Source organism: Sphingomonas aestuarii (genome assembly GCF_054457155.1).
This window is the reverse complement of the sequence record NZ_JBTKVV010000001.1, coordinates 191,275-205,410: the sequence shown is the minus strand read 5'-3', so window position 1 is coordinate 205,410 and position 14,136 is coordinate 191,275. Positions and strand designations below refer to the sequence as shown.

Here is a 14,136-nt window from a genome sequence, read left to right as displayed (position 1 = left end):
ATGCAGATCCAGTCGATCCTCGCCATCTATTTCCTGTTCTGGGTGATGAGCGTGTTCGTCGTCCTGCCGTTCGGCATGAAGACGGCGGACGAGGCCGGGATCGAAAAGGTGCCTGGCCAGGCCGACAGCGCGCCTGCGCAATTCAGCCTGAGCGCGGTGGCGTGGCGGGCGACGATCGTGTCGGCGGTGGTGTTCGCGCTATTCTACGCCAACTGGCATTATGGCTGGCTGACCGCAGACATGTTCGCGTTTCGGGGGTAAAACCCGCGTGCTCCGGCGAAAGCCGGAGCGCTGGCCGTATAAATTGCGCTTTTTTCTGACGCCCCAGTTTACACTGGAGCAAATGGGTCAAAACAGAGCAAACGCTCCCAAACCCGTTCGTTTCGAGCGAAGTCGAGAAACGCTTGGCTAGCGCCTAAACCACGTTTCTCGACTTCGCTCGAAACGAAAGGGGCTGGGTGGTTAGGCCCGCAGCCGTTCGATGGCTTGCGCCAGAATGACGTAGAGCTTGCCCATATCCGACGACAGCAACGTCACCCCCAGTGGCGACCCGTCGCGCAGCGTCAGGATCTGGCGAAGCATCGCTTCGAAATCGTGGATGTAGCGGTTTACGTGATCGCGAAACGCATCGTCATTGTCATACATCGACACGATTTCGCGGGTTTCGCCGTGGTCGAGCAGGCGCACGGCGCGGCGCGTGAAGACGCCGCGATCGCCCTTCAGATAGGCCGCCCACGCGCTGTCGGTCACATCGGTCGCGAACACCTTGGTCAGGTCGATCGCCGATGAATTGAGCGCTTCGATCAGTAGCGACACGCGGCGTGCGAAATTATCCGAATCGGCTTCCTCGATTTCGACCCGCGCATCGGCGACCTGACGCCGGACGCTCTCGGTCGCTTCCGAAATCTGGAGCATCTGGCGGCTGAGCTTTTCCGACGCATCGGCGGCAGCGGCGACCGCGGCGTCCGATGCGGTGGTCAGGTCGGCCAGTTGCACCGCGATCGTGCGCTCGACGGCACGACCCAGCGCCTTGGCCGCATCGCGCTCCAGCGTGGCGCTCGCTTCCGGGATGATCGCGGTCAGCGTTTCCTTGGCCTTGATCGCGGCGGCGTTGGCGGTGTTGTGGATGTTGACCAGCGCGTCGACCAGCTGCGGTGCGGTCTCGTCGGCGAAGCGGCGGGTGCCCTCGACTGTTTCGTCGACGATGTCCCTCACGCCGCTGATCTGGTCGCGGCCCATGTCGAGCTTTTCGAGCAATTGCTGCGATACGATCGCCAGCGTGTCGCGCTGCTGTCGGACCACGCCCGCAATCGCCTCGATCGCGTCATGGGTGCTTTCGGCCGCCGTGACCAACGCGAGCAGTTCGGGCTTGGCCGACGCGACGATCGACCGGCTCTCGCCGATCCGCGCGTCGAGCCGCGCCAGCGCCTCGGGCATGGTGTCGTCCATCTCGCGGGCGGCGGCGTCGAGCGCGGTGAGCAGTTCCTCGGCGGTGCCGATGACCTGGCGGGCGCTATATTGCCCGTTCTCCATCGACTCTTTCAGCGATTCCGACGTTTCGGTCAGCGCGCTGATCGAAGCGGCGAGTTCCTGCGACCGCTGCATCCCATTGGTGTGCAGCAGTTCGAATCGCTGATCGGCCTGACCCGCGCCATCGGTCAGGCTGACGATCAGCGAATCGCCCTTTGCCTGCTGCTCCGAAAGGCGTTCCGCCAGCGCGTCGATCGCCGCGCCGATCGTATCGATCCGGGCCTGGAGGGCAGCCGCGCCCTCGTCGCCCGCGCTATTGAGGGCGGCCTGATTGGTGGCGAGCATCGCCATCATCGCATCGCCCTGCGCGGTGATGCCCTGACGCGCCTGTTCGACCGCCTGTGCCGCGCGTTCGAGCACGCCGTCGACCGTCGCCGACATCTCTCCGGTGACGACTTCCAGCCGCGCGCCCGCCGCTTCGCTGGTCGATTCCATGCGCGCGATATGCGCGGCGAGCCGTTGCGCCGCCCCGCCCGCGATATTGTCGGCATCGCGCCCGCGATCGGCCAGCGCCGACAGTTGCGCGTCGAGTGCGGCGGCCTGCTCGCTGGCGGCAAGGCCCGTCGTCTCGATCCGCGTCGCCATTTCGGCGGCTTCGGCCTGCGCCCTGGGGAGCGAAGACAGCACGACGCTCAATTTGCGTTCGGCGCTGTCGGCGGCATCGCCAAGCAGGCGCGCATTCTGGTCGATCACCCGCGACTGTTCGGACATGCCGTTGCCGATCAGCTGGAGCCGCTCGGCCGCCGAATCGCCGATCGCCATCAATGCGCTGGTCTGCTCCGCGATCATCGCGCGGTTCGATTCGAGCTTGCGCGACAGGGCTTCGACCACGCGGTCGAGGCTCGCAGCCTCGGCGCGCATCGACGCGGCGGTGGCGCCGAACCGGCGCGCTTCGGCCTGGCTGGTGCGCATCGCCAGCAACCAGAGGATGCCGATCAGGACCGGCGGCACGCACAGCGCCGCGATGAACAGGGTCAACTGGATCGGATCGATCGGCGCCATCAGGCGCGGCAAGGCGAGATAGAGCATGCCGCCCAGCCAGGCGACGACGATCAATCCGGCCAGCAGCGCCCAGCCACGGTTGGACGGCGGCGCGGGGATATCCTCGTCCGCGATCTCGGCGCCCAGCCAGTCGGGCTCCGCCGCCTTTTCGACGATGGTTTCGTCCTGGGGCTGGTCGTTCAAGGCCATATCCCCATCGTTCGCGGAGCGCAGCTCGCGGATCCTGTGTCCCCCGGTCATGGGTCAAGGTCTAACATGAGAATTGCGGATCGGACAGGGGATGGAAACCATCGTTTAATCACTTCGGCGTTAATCATGCCGGTCATGGCTTATGATCCCGGACAGATCGATGCGACGCTGGCGGCAGCAGTGGGCGACGAACCCGCGCTGATCGCCGAATTGCGCGGTGCTTTTCTCGACTCGGCGCAGGCGGGACTCGAGTCGCTGCAACGCGCGCAGTCGCAGAGCGAATGGGAACATGCGGCGTTGCGCCTGAAAGGATTGGCGGCGAGTTTCGGTGCGGTCCGGCTGATGGCGGCGGCGGATGCGGTATCACACCGCCACTTCGGCGACGGCGAAGCGCTGCGCCGCGTGCGCCGGGCGGTGGAACAGCTTTAATTCCGGTCGCCCGTCATTGCGAGCGCAGCGAAGCAATCCAGGGCAACATACGCGGCGCTGGATTGCTTCGCTGCGCTCGCAATGACGAACTATCAAATTCCGTTATTTCTTCCGACTCAATTCCCGCGCCGCGTCGTCCAGTCCCGCGATCGTCAGCGGATACATGCGATCGGTCATCAATTCGCGGATGATCCGAGTCGATTGCGAATAGCCCCATTGCGCCTCAGGCACCGGATTGAGCCACGCCGCCGACGGATAGGTGTGCATCATCCGCTGCATCCATACCGCGCCCGATTCCTCGTTGAAATGCTCGACCGATCCGCCCGGATGGGTGATTTCGTAAGGGGACATCGCGGCGTCGCCGACGAACAGCAATTTATAATCATGGCCGAATTTGTGGAGCACGTCGAAGGTCGGCGTCCGCTCCTGAAAGCGCCGCCGATTGTCCTTCCACACGCCTTCGTAAACGCAATTGTGGAAGTAGTAGAATTCGAGGTTCTTGAACTCGCTGGTCGCGGCGGAAAACAGTTCCTCGCACAGCTTGACGAACGGATCCATCGACCCGCCGACGTCGAGGAACAGCAGAAGTTTGACCGCATTGTGCCGTTCGGGCCGCATCCGCACGTCCAGCCAGCCCTGTTTGGCCGTCCCGTCGATCGTCGCGTCGATATCGAGTTCTTCCGCTGCGCCCTCGCGCGCGAAGCGGCGCAGACGGCGCAGCGCGATTTTGATGTTGCGGGTGCCCAGTTCGCGCGTGTTGTCGAGATTCTTGAACTCCCGGTTTTCCCAGACTTTCAGCGCGCGCTTGTGTTTCGACTCGCCGCCGATCCGTACGCCTTCGGGGTTGTAGCCGGAGTTGCCATAAGGCGAGGTGCCCCCGGTCCCGATCCATTTGTTGCCGCCCTGATGCCGACCCTGCTGTTCCTCGAGCCGCTGTTTCAGCGTCTCCATGATCTCGTCCCACGACCCCAGCGATTCGATCGCGGCCATTTCCTCTGCCGTCAGATATTTCTCCGCGACCGCGCGCAGCCAGTCCTCGGGAATTTCGGCGTTGGGATTGGCGTGGCTGGTGGCGATGCCGCGAAACACCTTGGCGAACACCTGATCGAACCGGTCGATCAGCCCTTCGTCCTTCACGAAAGTCGCGCGCGCCAGGAAATAGAATTGCTCCGGCGTCCGGTCGATCACGTCGCGTTGCAGCGCTTCGAGCAGGGTCAGATGCTCTTTGAGGCTGGCCGATATGCCCGCCGCGCGCAGTTCGTCGATGAAGCTGTGGAACATGGGCCGCCTTTCGAAGGACGGCTTAGCGCAAGCGCGGCTCAGCGCGAATAGGCGTCGATCAGCGAGCCGACGAAATCGGGCGCGGCACTGGTCAACTCGGGAGACGGACGGGCCGGGGCCACCTTCGCGCCTGCGGCGGGCGCTCCGTAGATAAAGCCGTAAACCGGATAGCTGCTGCCGCCCAGCCCGCGATTGTCGTGATACCAGGTCCTGACCGCGCTCCAGTCGCCCTTTGCCGATACGTCGTAAAGCGTGACGTCGCGCTCGACCTGACCCCGCTTCCCGCCGATCCGCGACCAGTTGGCATGGGTAACCATGATGACCCGGTCGTCGATGATCCGGCTGACGACGGAGACATGGCCGAACTGGAGCTGGCTGGTCTTGGCGAACACCAGTACCGCGCCGACCTGTGGCCGCGACCCGCGCTCGTATTTCCCCGCCGCCTGATCCCACCACGTCCAGGCATTGCCCCAGATCTGAATGCCCGATACCGCCCGCGCAAACGGCACGCATTCGCCGCGATAATCGAGGATCGAATTGGCGCGCGCACCGGGCGCCATCGCCGTCAGCGCCAACAATGAAATGGCCAGAAACCCGCGCATAGCAACGTCATGCCATGCGGCGTGCTGACGATCGGTTGGCAATCGTGGTTACGATTTGGTTTCGTTGCGAAAAACGATCGCAACGAAGTCGGCTGAAACGCGCGGGTGTTCTATACATGTTCCAACTTTCGATTCGCCTGGAACAAGGTCGCCCACATGTTTCGCCGCGCCGATCCGCATGAACTGCGCTACCTGTTCATCGACTTCAACGCCTTCTTCGCGAGCGTCGAGCAGCATGACGATCCGGCTTTGCGAGGCCGGCCTGTCATCGTCACGCCGCTCGATTCCGAACATAGCGGTGCGATCGCTGCGAGTTACGAGGCAAAGGCGCTGGGTATTACACGGGGGACATCGGTGTCGGATGCGCGGCGCATCTGTCCTGATATCGCCGTACGCCCGGCCCGGCATGACCGTTACGTCGCCATGCATGGCGTCCTGATGGCGGAAATTGCACGGTGCATCCCGGTGACCCAGGTCTGTTCGATCGACGAGTGCCTGTGCGCGCTCGATCGGACTGAACGCGATCATGCGGCGGCACTGGCGAAAGCGCGAGAAATCAAACGGGGCATCGCGTGCAATGTCGGCGTATCATTGAAATCATCGATCGGGCTTGCGGCGAGCCCCTTGCTCGCCAAGCTCGCCAGCGAATTGCAAAAGCCCGACGGCCTGACGCTGATCGACAACGCCATGCTTCCGCACGCGCTCGCCGATCTGCCGCTCCGGGCGATACCGGGGATCGGAGCAGGGGTCGAGCGGCAGCTCATGCGAGCGGGCGTGAATGATTTCAACGATTTGTGGCGCCTGGAGGCGAAACGGGCGCGGGCGCTTTGGGGATCGGTGGAGGGAGAGCGCTTTTATTACGGGCTGCACGGATATGATATCCGCCGTGCGGAACCCGCAGAAAAGCGAATGATCGGGCACAGCCGGGTGCTGTCGGGCGCCTATCGCCGGCCCGAAGGCGCGCGCATCGTTGCCCGCGCGCTGATCCTGAAAGCGGCGAGCAGGCTGCGTTATTACGGGCTGTTCGCCGGCGCGATGCATCTGAGCGCCAAACTGGAGAGCGGCGGTGCGCTGGGGCATGAAGCGGTGTTCCGTCCATCACAGAACAGCTGGCGTTTCCTGCGCGAACTCGATGCATTCTGGCCGCAGATGGTCGCGCATATGCAGTGCCACGGGGGCGAGCGAGGGCGGCTGAAGCTGGTGTCCTGTTATCTCCACCAGCTGAGCGCCGATCCGCCGACGCCCGACCTGTTCGTGACTCGCGACGAGGATGCCCGCGACGGCGATCAGGCGGGACTGTGGCGTCGCATCGACGACCTCAACCGCCGCTATGGCAGGCAGCAGATCCTGCTGGGATCGCAGCGCGGCCTCGATCTCAATTATCTCGGCGTCAAGATCGCGTTCAGCCGCGTGCCGGAGGCTGCGGAATTCGAATGCTGAGCGATAGGATGTTCAGATGTGCGGCAGGGCTTCGCAAAAATTTATCTCTTGATTAAATCGACCAATAGATATTTAACTAAGGGATAAATTACAAGGCTAAGGAGGCACGATGGATCGCGGAAATTATGCGCGCTATGCGACGGTCGCCCGACATCTGACCGGGCTTGTCATCATTCTCATCGTGTTTGGCATGATACTGAATGGAACCGGTCTGGTTGCGCCTGAACTCAGCCAGTCGCGTCGTGCGGTTCAGGCGATCACGATGCTGCCGATGCTATGTTACCTCGGTGCAATCTGGACGATCCGCCAAGCATTTTCGGCGTTGTCCAAAGGACGAGCGGTCGAACAGGTTGTCGCCCGCCTTCTGGTGCGGATGGGTGCGTTGCTGTTCGTCGGTGGATTGTTGCGGGTTTTCGCAGAGCCGTTGCTTACAAGGTTGGTGTTGCAGCGCCCCTGGCCTGTTGCCAATTTCGATATTGCCGCAATCACCCTTGGGACTGTCGGGTTGCTCTTGTTTCTGCTGTCAAGACCGCTGCTGCACGCTGCCGAGATGCGGACCGAACTCGACGAGTTCATGTGATGCCGATGATGGTGACGCTTGATAGCATCCTTGCCGACCGGCGGATGACGGGCAAGGAACTCGCGCGACAAGTCGGCATTAGCGAGACGCAACTCTCTTTGTTTCGCTCTGGGAAAGTGCGCGGCATCCGCTTTTCCACGCTCGCGCGGCTGTGCCATGTGCTCGATTGCAAGCCGGGAGACCTGCTGGATTATTGCTCAAGCTCTGACGATATGGCCGATGCCAAGGTCGGCAAACCTTAGGTCGTCAACGCCCCGGTTGCCGCCGCGACATGAACGCCAGGCGTTCGAAGAGCATCACGTCCTGCTCGTTCTTCAATAGCGCGCCGTGCAAGGGAGGGATCGCCTTTGACGGGTCGCGCGATTGCAGGACGTCGAGGGGCATGTCTTCGTGCAACAAGAGCTTCAGCCAGTCGAGCAACTCGCTGGTGCTGGGCTTCTTCTTCAGACCCGGCACGTCGCGGATCTCGTAGAAGACATCCATCGCCTTGCTCACAAGGATGTTCTGGATGCCGGGGAAGTGAACGTCGACGATCGCCTGCATCGTCTCGCGGTCGGGGAATTTGATATAGTGGAAGAAACAGCGGCGGAGGAACGCGTCGGGCAGTTCCTTTTCGTTGTTCGAGGTGATGACGACGATCGGGCGTTCGTTGGCACGCACCGTTTGCTTCGTCTCGTACACATGGAATTCCATGCGATCGAGTTCCTGGAGCAGGTCGTTGGGGAATTCGATGTCGGCCTTGTCGATCTCGTCGATCAGCAGGACGGGGAGTTCGGGCGCGGTAAACGCTTCCCACAATTTGCCACGGCGAATGTAGTTGCCGATGTCGTGGACGCGCTCGTCGCCCAACTGGCCGTCGCGCAGCCGTGCGACCGCGTCATATTCATAGAGGCCCTGTTGCGCCTTGGTCGTCGATTTGACGTTCCATTCGATCAGCGGCGCGCCCACCGCCTTTGCGATTTCGTGCGCGAGTACGGTCTTGCCGGTACCGGGCTCGCCCTTCACCAGCAACGGACGGCGCAGCGTCACCGCGGCGTTGACCGCGACTTTCAGGTCGTCGGTGGCGACATAGTCCTGGGTGCCTTCGAAGCGCATGGCCATCCTTCACATCTTTCGAGTGTCGGGTATGCGAATAGAAGGATAGGCTGCGGCCGCGCAAGCGCCGATGGCGATCAGAGCCCTTCGCGCGCCTCTGCCCTCGCCTGGAGAAGATCGAACAGCCCGCGATGCTGGGCCAGCAATTGCTGGGCGCCGAACAGGACCGCGCGTTCGACGCCGGGATTGCCGGTGAGCGTGGAAACCAGCGTTTCGGTGTCGGTCTTGCTGGGAAAAGACGGTGTCGGCATTTCGACGCCGAACCGGTCGCCCGCCGATTGCAACACGCGGCCGATTGCCGTCCAGTCGAGCACCAAGGCAAGCGATGCGCCGAGCGAACAGCCGCTGCGTGCGGACATTGCCAGCATGTCGAGCGCATGGCGTTGTGCGGTCACGGTCGCTTCGGACTCGGCCTGGCCTGGCGTCGATGGCAGGGGACCCGCCGCGACCGCGAGCGCGACGATGCGCGCGCGTTCCTCTGCAAAGGCGATCGCGACCGAATCGAGCCAGCCATTCGCCCCGTCGATGTTGCGGTGCTGGGCCGAATGATCGACCAGTCCGGGATGCCGCCCGTGAAGACTGCAAATGAGATGCACCGCATCGGCCAGGTCGCGCGGGTCGGCGCCCTGTCGCGCCAGCGCGGCGGCATGGGGATGGGCGCACGTGCCGTCGGCATCGACCAGCGCGAACAGCGCAAGCGAGGCGTCGGCATTACGGTTGGTTTGTGCGCGATCCAACGCCATTGGTCTCCTGATCCCTGAGCGATGACGGCCCGATTGGCCGGTCGAAAGGGACGTTGCGCCCAACCTCTATACCGAAGCACGTAAAGACGTGGTTGATCCGCGCTTAACCTTGCATCAACCGCCTTTCGTTCGGCACGCTTCGGCGCCACGGCCATCGGTGGTGACCAACGCGATGGCACCTTCGACGCCCAATCGCGTGACGATTGCCGACAGGCTGAGCGTGACTGCGCAGCGACTGGACCCGTCGACCAGCAATTCTGCCGACAGGTTTTCGGTGTCGCCGCCGCGCAGCACGCGTTCGACCGCATCGCCCACCGCGACACGCGTGCCGACAGCGAACAGCGATGCGAAGCGGGTGGCGCCCAGTTGATCGGCAGGAACGCCTGTCATCCGCGCCAGCGATAGCGAGGGCAATGCGACATGGCCGCGCTGGTTCAGATGCGCGGTCGCCAGTCCCTGCTGACCGTCGATCGCGTCGGTCGTCGCTTCGACCAAGGCTGCGCTGCGGGCATGGGCTTCGCGCAGCGACACGTCGCGGACCACGACCATCGCGCCCCCTGAAAGCGGGGACGCGCTGATTTCCACACGGCGTTCGGATTGCGCGGCGATGGCGACGTCCAGCCGCTCCGCAATGCGGTGATGGGTGACGCGGCGGGCCAGTTGCAGGATCGCGCTTTCCGCAGGGCGATCGGCGCTGAGGCCGAAGCCGCCGACGCCGCCCGCCAGCCCGAAATAGCTGTCGGCCGCGCGGTTGCGGCGGGACAGTCGGGCATCTTCGTCGAACAGCAGCACGGGTTCGTCGAAGGCGTCGATCAGCGCGGCGACGCTGTCTCCGCTCCCTGCGCTTCGCGTCAATCGTGCGAGGAAGTCGATGGAGGCGAGGGCCAGCTTGGGCCGCCCGCGGTGGAGAATGTAGACGGGCTCGCCCAGCGCGCGATCCTGCCACTCGCCGAAATTGCGAACGAGGTTCGACGCGGTGACGCAGGCTAGATCGTCGGTGCCGTGCGGAGTGGAAGAATGCGTGGCCATGTCGGTGCGCCTTCGATGGTGCGTGTCCGGCCAAGTTTTCGCGTTCGCGCATTTCCCGTCGATCACCAAAGGGTCCGATTCGCTGCGGATTGCGTCGATCGGGGCTACGTTGATCCGATACGGAGCAGTTTTTCTCAACTGGACCAAGTCGCGCGGCGCGGAGGATCGCGCGAATTACGCAACAGATGATCGGCGGCGGCAGGGAAGGGCCGAAAGCGGCCCATCCCTAATATCGGGGAAACCCAAGTTGAAGGCCGATGCCCATGCCCCGTCGACGCTATCTCCGACCCATACCCGCCAGCCTGGTGGCCATCGCCGCCAGCTTCATCGCAGCGCCCGCTTCGGCGCAGCTGATCTCGATCGATGCGACCTTGCTCGATATCGATGCGCGGGTGACGGTGAATGCCGGGCGACTGACGCTGATCGAGGGGCGGCTGGTCGATATCGACGCCAATCTGTCGGCGGTGATCGCGGCACAGGTCGATGACGATGCCCGTATCAGCCTGCTTGATAACGCGTTGGCCAACACGAATCTGCGGATCGACGCCAGTGTTCAGGCGATTGCCGATCTGGACGTGCGCGTCGGCGGCGTCGAAATTGACGTTGCGGCAGCCGTCGAGCGCAATCGCGAACAGGATGTGATCCTGGCGGACCATGAAAACCGAATCGACGCCAATGGACGTGCGATTGCGGGGCTCGACGGGCGCGTGGGACGGCTGGAGGTCGATGTCGCCGCAGGGATGGCGAAGGATATCGAGCAGGATGCCCGGCTTGCCGAACATTCGACCCGCATCGACGGCGCCCAGGCGACCGCCGCACTGGCGCTCGACCATAGCACCACGCTGCGCGCCGATGTCGAGGCAGGGCGCGTCGGACTGGTTCGTCAGGACGCTGCAACCGGCACCATCAGCGTCGGCGCGCAGACGGGGGGATCGCTGGTCAGTCTTGCCGGGACCGACGGCGACCGCCGCCTGACCGGTATCGCCGATGGCGTCGCATCCAACGATGCCGCCAGCGTCGGCCAAGCCGAGCGACTGGCGCTTGCCACCCTGGATGCCGCTCGCGGCTATACCGACCAGTCGGTTGCGGCGATGTTCGACACCAGCCTGGCCGCGACCCGGACGCTGATGGCGGAGAACAACCGGATATTGCGTGCCGATATGAATGCGCTGGCCGCCAATGGATCGGCGCTGTCGGGGCTTCCGCAGAGCTTTTTGCCGGGCAAGGGGATGGCAGGTGCCGCGATCGGCGGGCATGGCGGAGAGGTCGCATTTGCACTGGGCGTTTCGAAAGCGACCGAAAGCGACCGACCGACCGTGTTCCGCGCCGGTGCCGCCATGGACACTCGGCGCGGCGAGGTCAGCTACAATGCCGGGGTCGGCTTCCACTTCTGACGATGTGCCGATCTTCTTCCGGGGGGGCTCCGGTCCAGTCCCTCCGGAAAAGAACGGGTGCCTGACGTCCCGAAACCCACAGGCACCTTCCCAAGCGGGCGACGCCCCATTGTCGTCCGGCGCGCTCCGGCAGTGACCCACCACTGCCGGAGCGTTGCGTTTGGGGGGGCGGGAGCGGGGTGGGGATAATCGCGACACCCCGGTTGCAGGGCCGAGGTGACGATAAGCGTCATGCCCCAACGTCGTTGGATCTCGCTGATTCCTCACAACGTGCTCATGCCGCTCACCACTGGCCTGGGCAGTGTGGTGCCTTCAAATCAAGCAAGGGAGGCGGGGCATGAGGAGCAATTCTGGGACAGTATCATATCGTCTTGGCGGCGCAGCGGCGCTGCTGGCAGGCTTTCTGGTGTGCTGGGTAAATGTCACGGTGGGGATCGTCAGAGAGGATGATCCGGCCAATCTGGGCTTTTTCGGCGTGGTGGTGACCGCGGCGGCGTGCGCGTTCGTGGCGCGGTTTCGCGCGCACGACATGGCACGGGCGATGCTGGCGGTGGCGGTCGTTCAGGCCTGGCTGGCGGTGGTGATCCTGACCGCGCCCTCGACCACGCCCGAAGGCGCGAGGCGGGTGGTGATCGCAACGAGCGTGTTACTGACATTGTGGCTGAGTTCGGCGGCGCTGTTTCGAGTCAGCGTTAGGCAGGCGAGCGAGCGCATAGTCTCCTGAACCGCGCAAGGCCGTAGCCATCAAAGAAAAGGGCCCGCCGAAGCGAGGCCCTTTCCACTTACTGATCGAGGAACGACCGCATCTTGCGGCTGCGGCTGGGGTGTTTCAGCTTGCGGAGCGCCTTCGCCTCGATCTGACGGATGCGTTCGCGCGTCACGCTGAATTGCTGGCCGACCTCTTCGAGCGTGTGATCGGTATTCATGCCGATCCCGAAGCGCATCCGCAGCACGCGTTCCTCGCGCGGGGTGAGGCTTGCGAGAACGCGGGTGACCGTTTCCTTGAGGTTCGCCTGGATCGCGGCATCGACCGGGATGATCGCGTTCTTGTCCTCGATGAAATCGCCCAGATGCGAATCCTCCTCGTCACCGATCGGCGTTTCGAGCGAGATCGGCTCCTTGGCGATTTTCATCACCTTGCGGACCTTTTCGAGCGGCATGGACAGCCGTTCGGCCATTTCCTCCGGCGTCGGTTCGCGGCCCTGTTCGTGCAGGAACTGGCGGCTGGTGCGGACCAGCTTGTTGATCGTCTCGATCATGTGCACCGGAATGCGGATGGTGCGCGCCTGATCGGCGATCGACCGCGTAATCGCCTGGCGAATCCACCAGGTCGCATAGGTGCTGAACTTGTAACCGCGGCGATATTCGAATTTATCGACCGCCTTCATCAGGCCGATATTGCCTTCCTGGATCAAATCCAGGAACTGCAGCCCGCGATTGGTGTATTTCTTGGCGATCGAGATGACGAGGCGCAGGTTCGCCTCGACCATTTCCTTCTTGGCGATGCGCGCTTCGCGTTCGGCCTTTTGCACCGTGTTGACGATGCGGCGGAACTCGCCCAGCGCCATGCCGGTCGCCTGCGAAATCTCGGCGATTTCGGCGCGGATGCGATCGACGCCCGCGGCTTCGTTTTCGGCGAACGCCTTCCACTTCTTGTCGATGCCCTCGACGCTGGCGAGGAAATTCTCGTCGAGTTCGTTGCCGACATAGGCGTCGAGGAACGCCTTGCGCGGCACCTTGTGACGCTCGGCAAGCCGCAGCATCTGGCCGCCCAGCGTCGTCAGGCGACGGTTGAACGAATAGAGCTGGTCGACCAGATATTCGATCTTGGCGTTGTGAAACTGGACGCTTTCGACTTCTGCGGTCAGGTCTTCGCGCAATTTCTGATATTTGCGCTCCTCCGCCGCCGACATCTCGCCGCCCGCCGACATCGCGTCGAGCCGCTGCTGCTGGACCTTGGAGAATTTCTTGTAGAGCGACGTGATGCTGGCGAACTTCTCAAGCGCCATCGGCTTGAGCGTTTCTTCCATCTGCGCGAGGGAGAGGGTGTTGTCCTCTTCCTCGTCGTCCGACGGACGCTTGGCGCGGCGTTCGGTCATCGAATCCTCGTCGTCGTCCGACGCGGTTTCCTCTTCGACTTCTTCCTCTTCCTTGTAGGAGGGACCGGCATTCTTTTCCGAAATTTCGCCGTCGTCGTCCTCTTCGCCGTCCTCGGTCAGCGATTCGGGCGCTGGATCCTTCGACAGCATCGCGTCGAGATCGAGAATCTCGCGCAGCTGCATCGTGCCTTCGTTGAGCGCGGTGGACCAGCCGATGATCGCGTTGAAGGTGATCGGCGATTCGCACAGCCCCAGAATCATCGTGTCGCGACCCGCCTCGATCCGCTTGGCGATGGCGATTTCGCCTTCGCGACTGAGCAGTTCGACCGCGCCCATTTCGCGCAGATACATGCGGACCGGATCGTCGGTGCGATCAACGGTTTCCTTTTTCTTCGGCGCTTCGAACGCAGGCGCCGAGCCGTCCGAATTGTCGTTGCCGTCGATTTCGTCGGGCGTTTCCTCTTCCGGCGTGTCGTCCTCGCCCGCCTCTTCATTCTCAACGACATTGACGCCCATGTCGTTCAATGACGCCATGACGTCTTCGATCTGCTCGGAGGACATCTGGTCCTGCGGCAGCATTTCGTTGAGCTGATCGACGGTGATGTAGCCACGCTTTTTCGCGCGCGCGACCAGCTTCTTGATCGACCCTTCGTTCAGGTCGATCAGCGGTGCGTCGCCGGTTTCGTTCGTGTCGGCCGCGTCCGCCGTATTCGCCTTCGCCAT

General features: G+C 63.3%; 14 protein-coding genes. 7 read left to right on the top strand and 7 right to left on the bottom strand.

The genetic code is table 11. The features are described 5' to 3' along the window. A complete protein-coding gene (locus tag ACX0GZ_RS01040) occupies positions 1–261 on the top strand; it encodes a DUF1467 family protein (protein ID WP_458812383.1) in 261 nt (86 codons plus the stop codon). A 201-nt stretch (positions 262–462) separates the two neighbouring features. Here ACX0GZ_RS01040 and ACX0GZ_RS01035 read toward each other — a convergent pair whose 3' ends face one another. Continuing rightward, entirely contained in the window at positions 463–2,721 is a 2,259-nt protein-coding gene (locus ACX0GZ_RS01035) for a coiled-coil domain-containing protein (protein ID WP_458812380.1), read from the bottom strand. 135 nt (positions 2,722–2,856) lie between these two features. Here ACX0GZ_RS01035 and ACX0GZ_RS01030 point away from each other — a divergent pair, with 135 nt between their 5' ends. Then, the gene (locus tag ACX0GZ_RS01030; RefSeq protein WP_458813270.1) at positions 2,857–3,150 is read left to right on the top strand and encodes an Hpt domain-containing protein; all 294 of its coding nucleotides are present in this window, start codon (positions 2,857–2,859) and stop codon (positions 3,148–3,150) included. A 102-nt stretch (positions 3,151–3,252) separates the two neighbouring features. Here the strand turns inward: ACX0GZ_RS01030 and ACX0GZ_RS01025 are convergent, their stop codons facing one another. Together ACX0GZ_RS01025 and ACX0GZ_RS01020 are read right to left on the bottom strand one after the other, a co-directional pair. After that, the gene (locus tag ACX0GZ_RS01025) at positions 3,253–4,431 is read right to left on the bottom strand and encodes a vWA domain-containing protein (RefSeq protein WP_458812377.1); all 1,179 of its coding nucleotides are present in this window, start codon (positions 4,429–4,431) and stop codon (positions 3,253–3,255) included. Positions 4,432–4,469: 38 nt separating this feature from the next. Beyond that, complete coding sequence (locus ACX0GZ_RS01020) at positions 4,470–5,033, bottom strand: CHAP domain-containing protein (protein WP_458812374.1); 564 nt, start codon at positions 5,031–5,033, stop codon at positions 4,470–4,472. Positions 5,034–5,189: 156 nt separating this feature from the next. Between ACX0GZ_RS01020 and ACX0GZ_RS01015 the strand changes: the two genes are divergently transcribed. The 3 genes from ACX0GZ_RS01015 (at position 5,190) to ACX0GZ_RS01005 (ending at position 7,295) form a co-directional block, all read left to right on the top strand. After that, a complete protein-coding gene (locus ACX0GZ_RS01015) occupies positions 5,190–6,473 on the top strand; it encodes a Y-family DNA polymerase (RefSeq protein WP_458812371.1) in 1,284 nt (427 codons plus the stop codon). A 109-nt stretch (positions 6,474–6,582) separates the two neighbouring features. Then, complete coding sequence (locus tag ACX0GZ_RS01010) at positions 6,583–7,053, top strand: DUF2975 domain-containing protein (RefSeq protein WP_458812368.1); 471 nt, start codon at positions 6,583–6,585, stop codon at positions 7,051–7,053. After that, positions 7,053–7,295, top strand: coding sequence for a helix-turn-helix domain-containing protein (locus tag ACX0GZ_RS01005; protein ID WP_458812365.1), 243 nt, complete (start codon positions 7,053–7,055; stop codon positions 7,293–7,295). Before ACX0GZ_RS01010 ends, ACX0GZ_RS01005 begins: the two co-directional genes overlap by 1 nt. A 4-nt stretch (positions 7,296–7,299) precedes the next feature. Here ACX0GZ_RS01005 and ACX0GZ_RS01000 read toward each other — a convergent pair whose 3' ends face one another. The 3 genes from ACX0GZ_RS01000 to ACX0GZ_RS00990 all read right to left on the bottom strand — a co-directional run bounded on the left by ACX0GZ_RS01000 (position 7,300) and on the right by ACX0GZ_RS00990 (position 9,920). After that, positions 7,300–8,148, bottom strand: a complete 849-nt coding sequence (locus ACX0GZ_RS01000; protein ID WP_458813268.1) for an AAA family ATPase — start codon at positions 8,146–8,148, stop codon at positions 7,300–7,302. A 77-nt stretch (positions 8,149–8,225) separates the two neighbouring features. Further along, the gene (locus ACX0GZ_RS00995; RefSeq protein ID WP_458812362.1) at positions 8,226–8,891 is read right to left on the bottom strand and encodes a DUF6975 family protein; all 666 of its coding nucleotides are present in this window, start codon (positions 8,889–8,891) and stop codon (positions 8,226–8,228) included. 114 nt (positions 8,892–9,005) lie between these two features. Continuing rightward, positions 9,006–9,920 carry a hypothetical protein gene (locus tag ACX0GZ_RS00990; RefSeq protein ID WP_458812359.1) on the bottom strand — a complete coding sequence of 305 codons (915 nt, stop codon included), beginning with the start codon at positions 9,918–9,920 and terminating at the stop codon, positions 9,006–9,008. A gap of 263 nt (positions 9,921–10,183) precedes the next feature. Here ACX0GZ_RS00990 and ACX0GZ_RS00985 point away from each other — a divergent pair, with 263 nt between their 5' ends. After that, positions 10,184–11,314, top strand: a complete 1,131-nt coding sequence (locus ACX0GZ_RS00985) for a YadA-like family protein (protein ID WP_458812356.1) — start codon at positions 10,184–10,186, stop codon at positions 11,312–11,314. Positions 11,315–11,651: 337 nt separating this feature from the next. After that, on the top strand, positions 11,652–12,038 hold the full coding sequence (locus ACX0GZ_RS00980) for a hypothetical protein (RefSeq protein WP_458812353.1): 387 nt from the start codon (positions 11,652–11,654) through the stop codon (positions 12,036–12,038). A 58-nt stretch (positions 12,039–12,096) separates the two neighbouring features. Here ACX0GZ_RS00980 and rpoD read toward each other — a convergent pair whose 3' ends face one another. Continuing rightward, positions 12,097–14,136: an RNA polymerase sigma factor RpoD gene (gene rpoD / locus ACX0GZ_RS00975; protein WP_458812350.1), complete on the bottom strand. Its 2,040-nt coding sequence runs from the start codon at positions 14,134–14,136 to the stop codon at positions 12,097–12,099.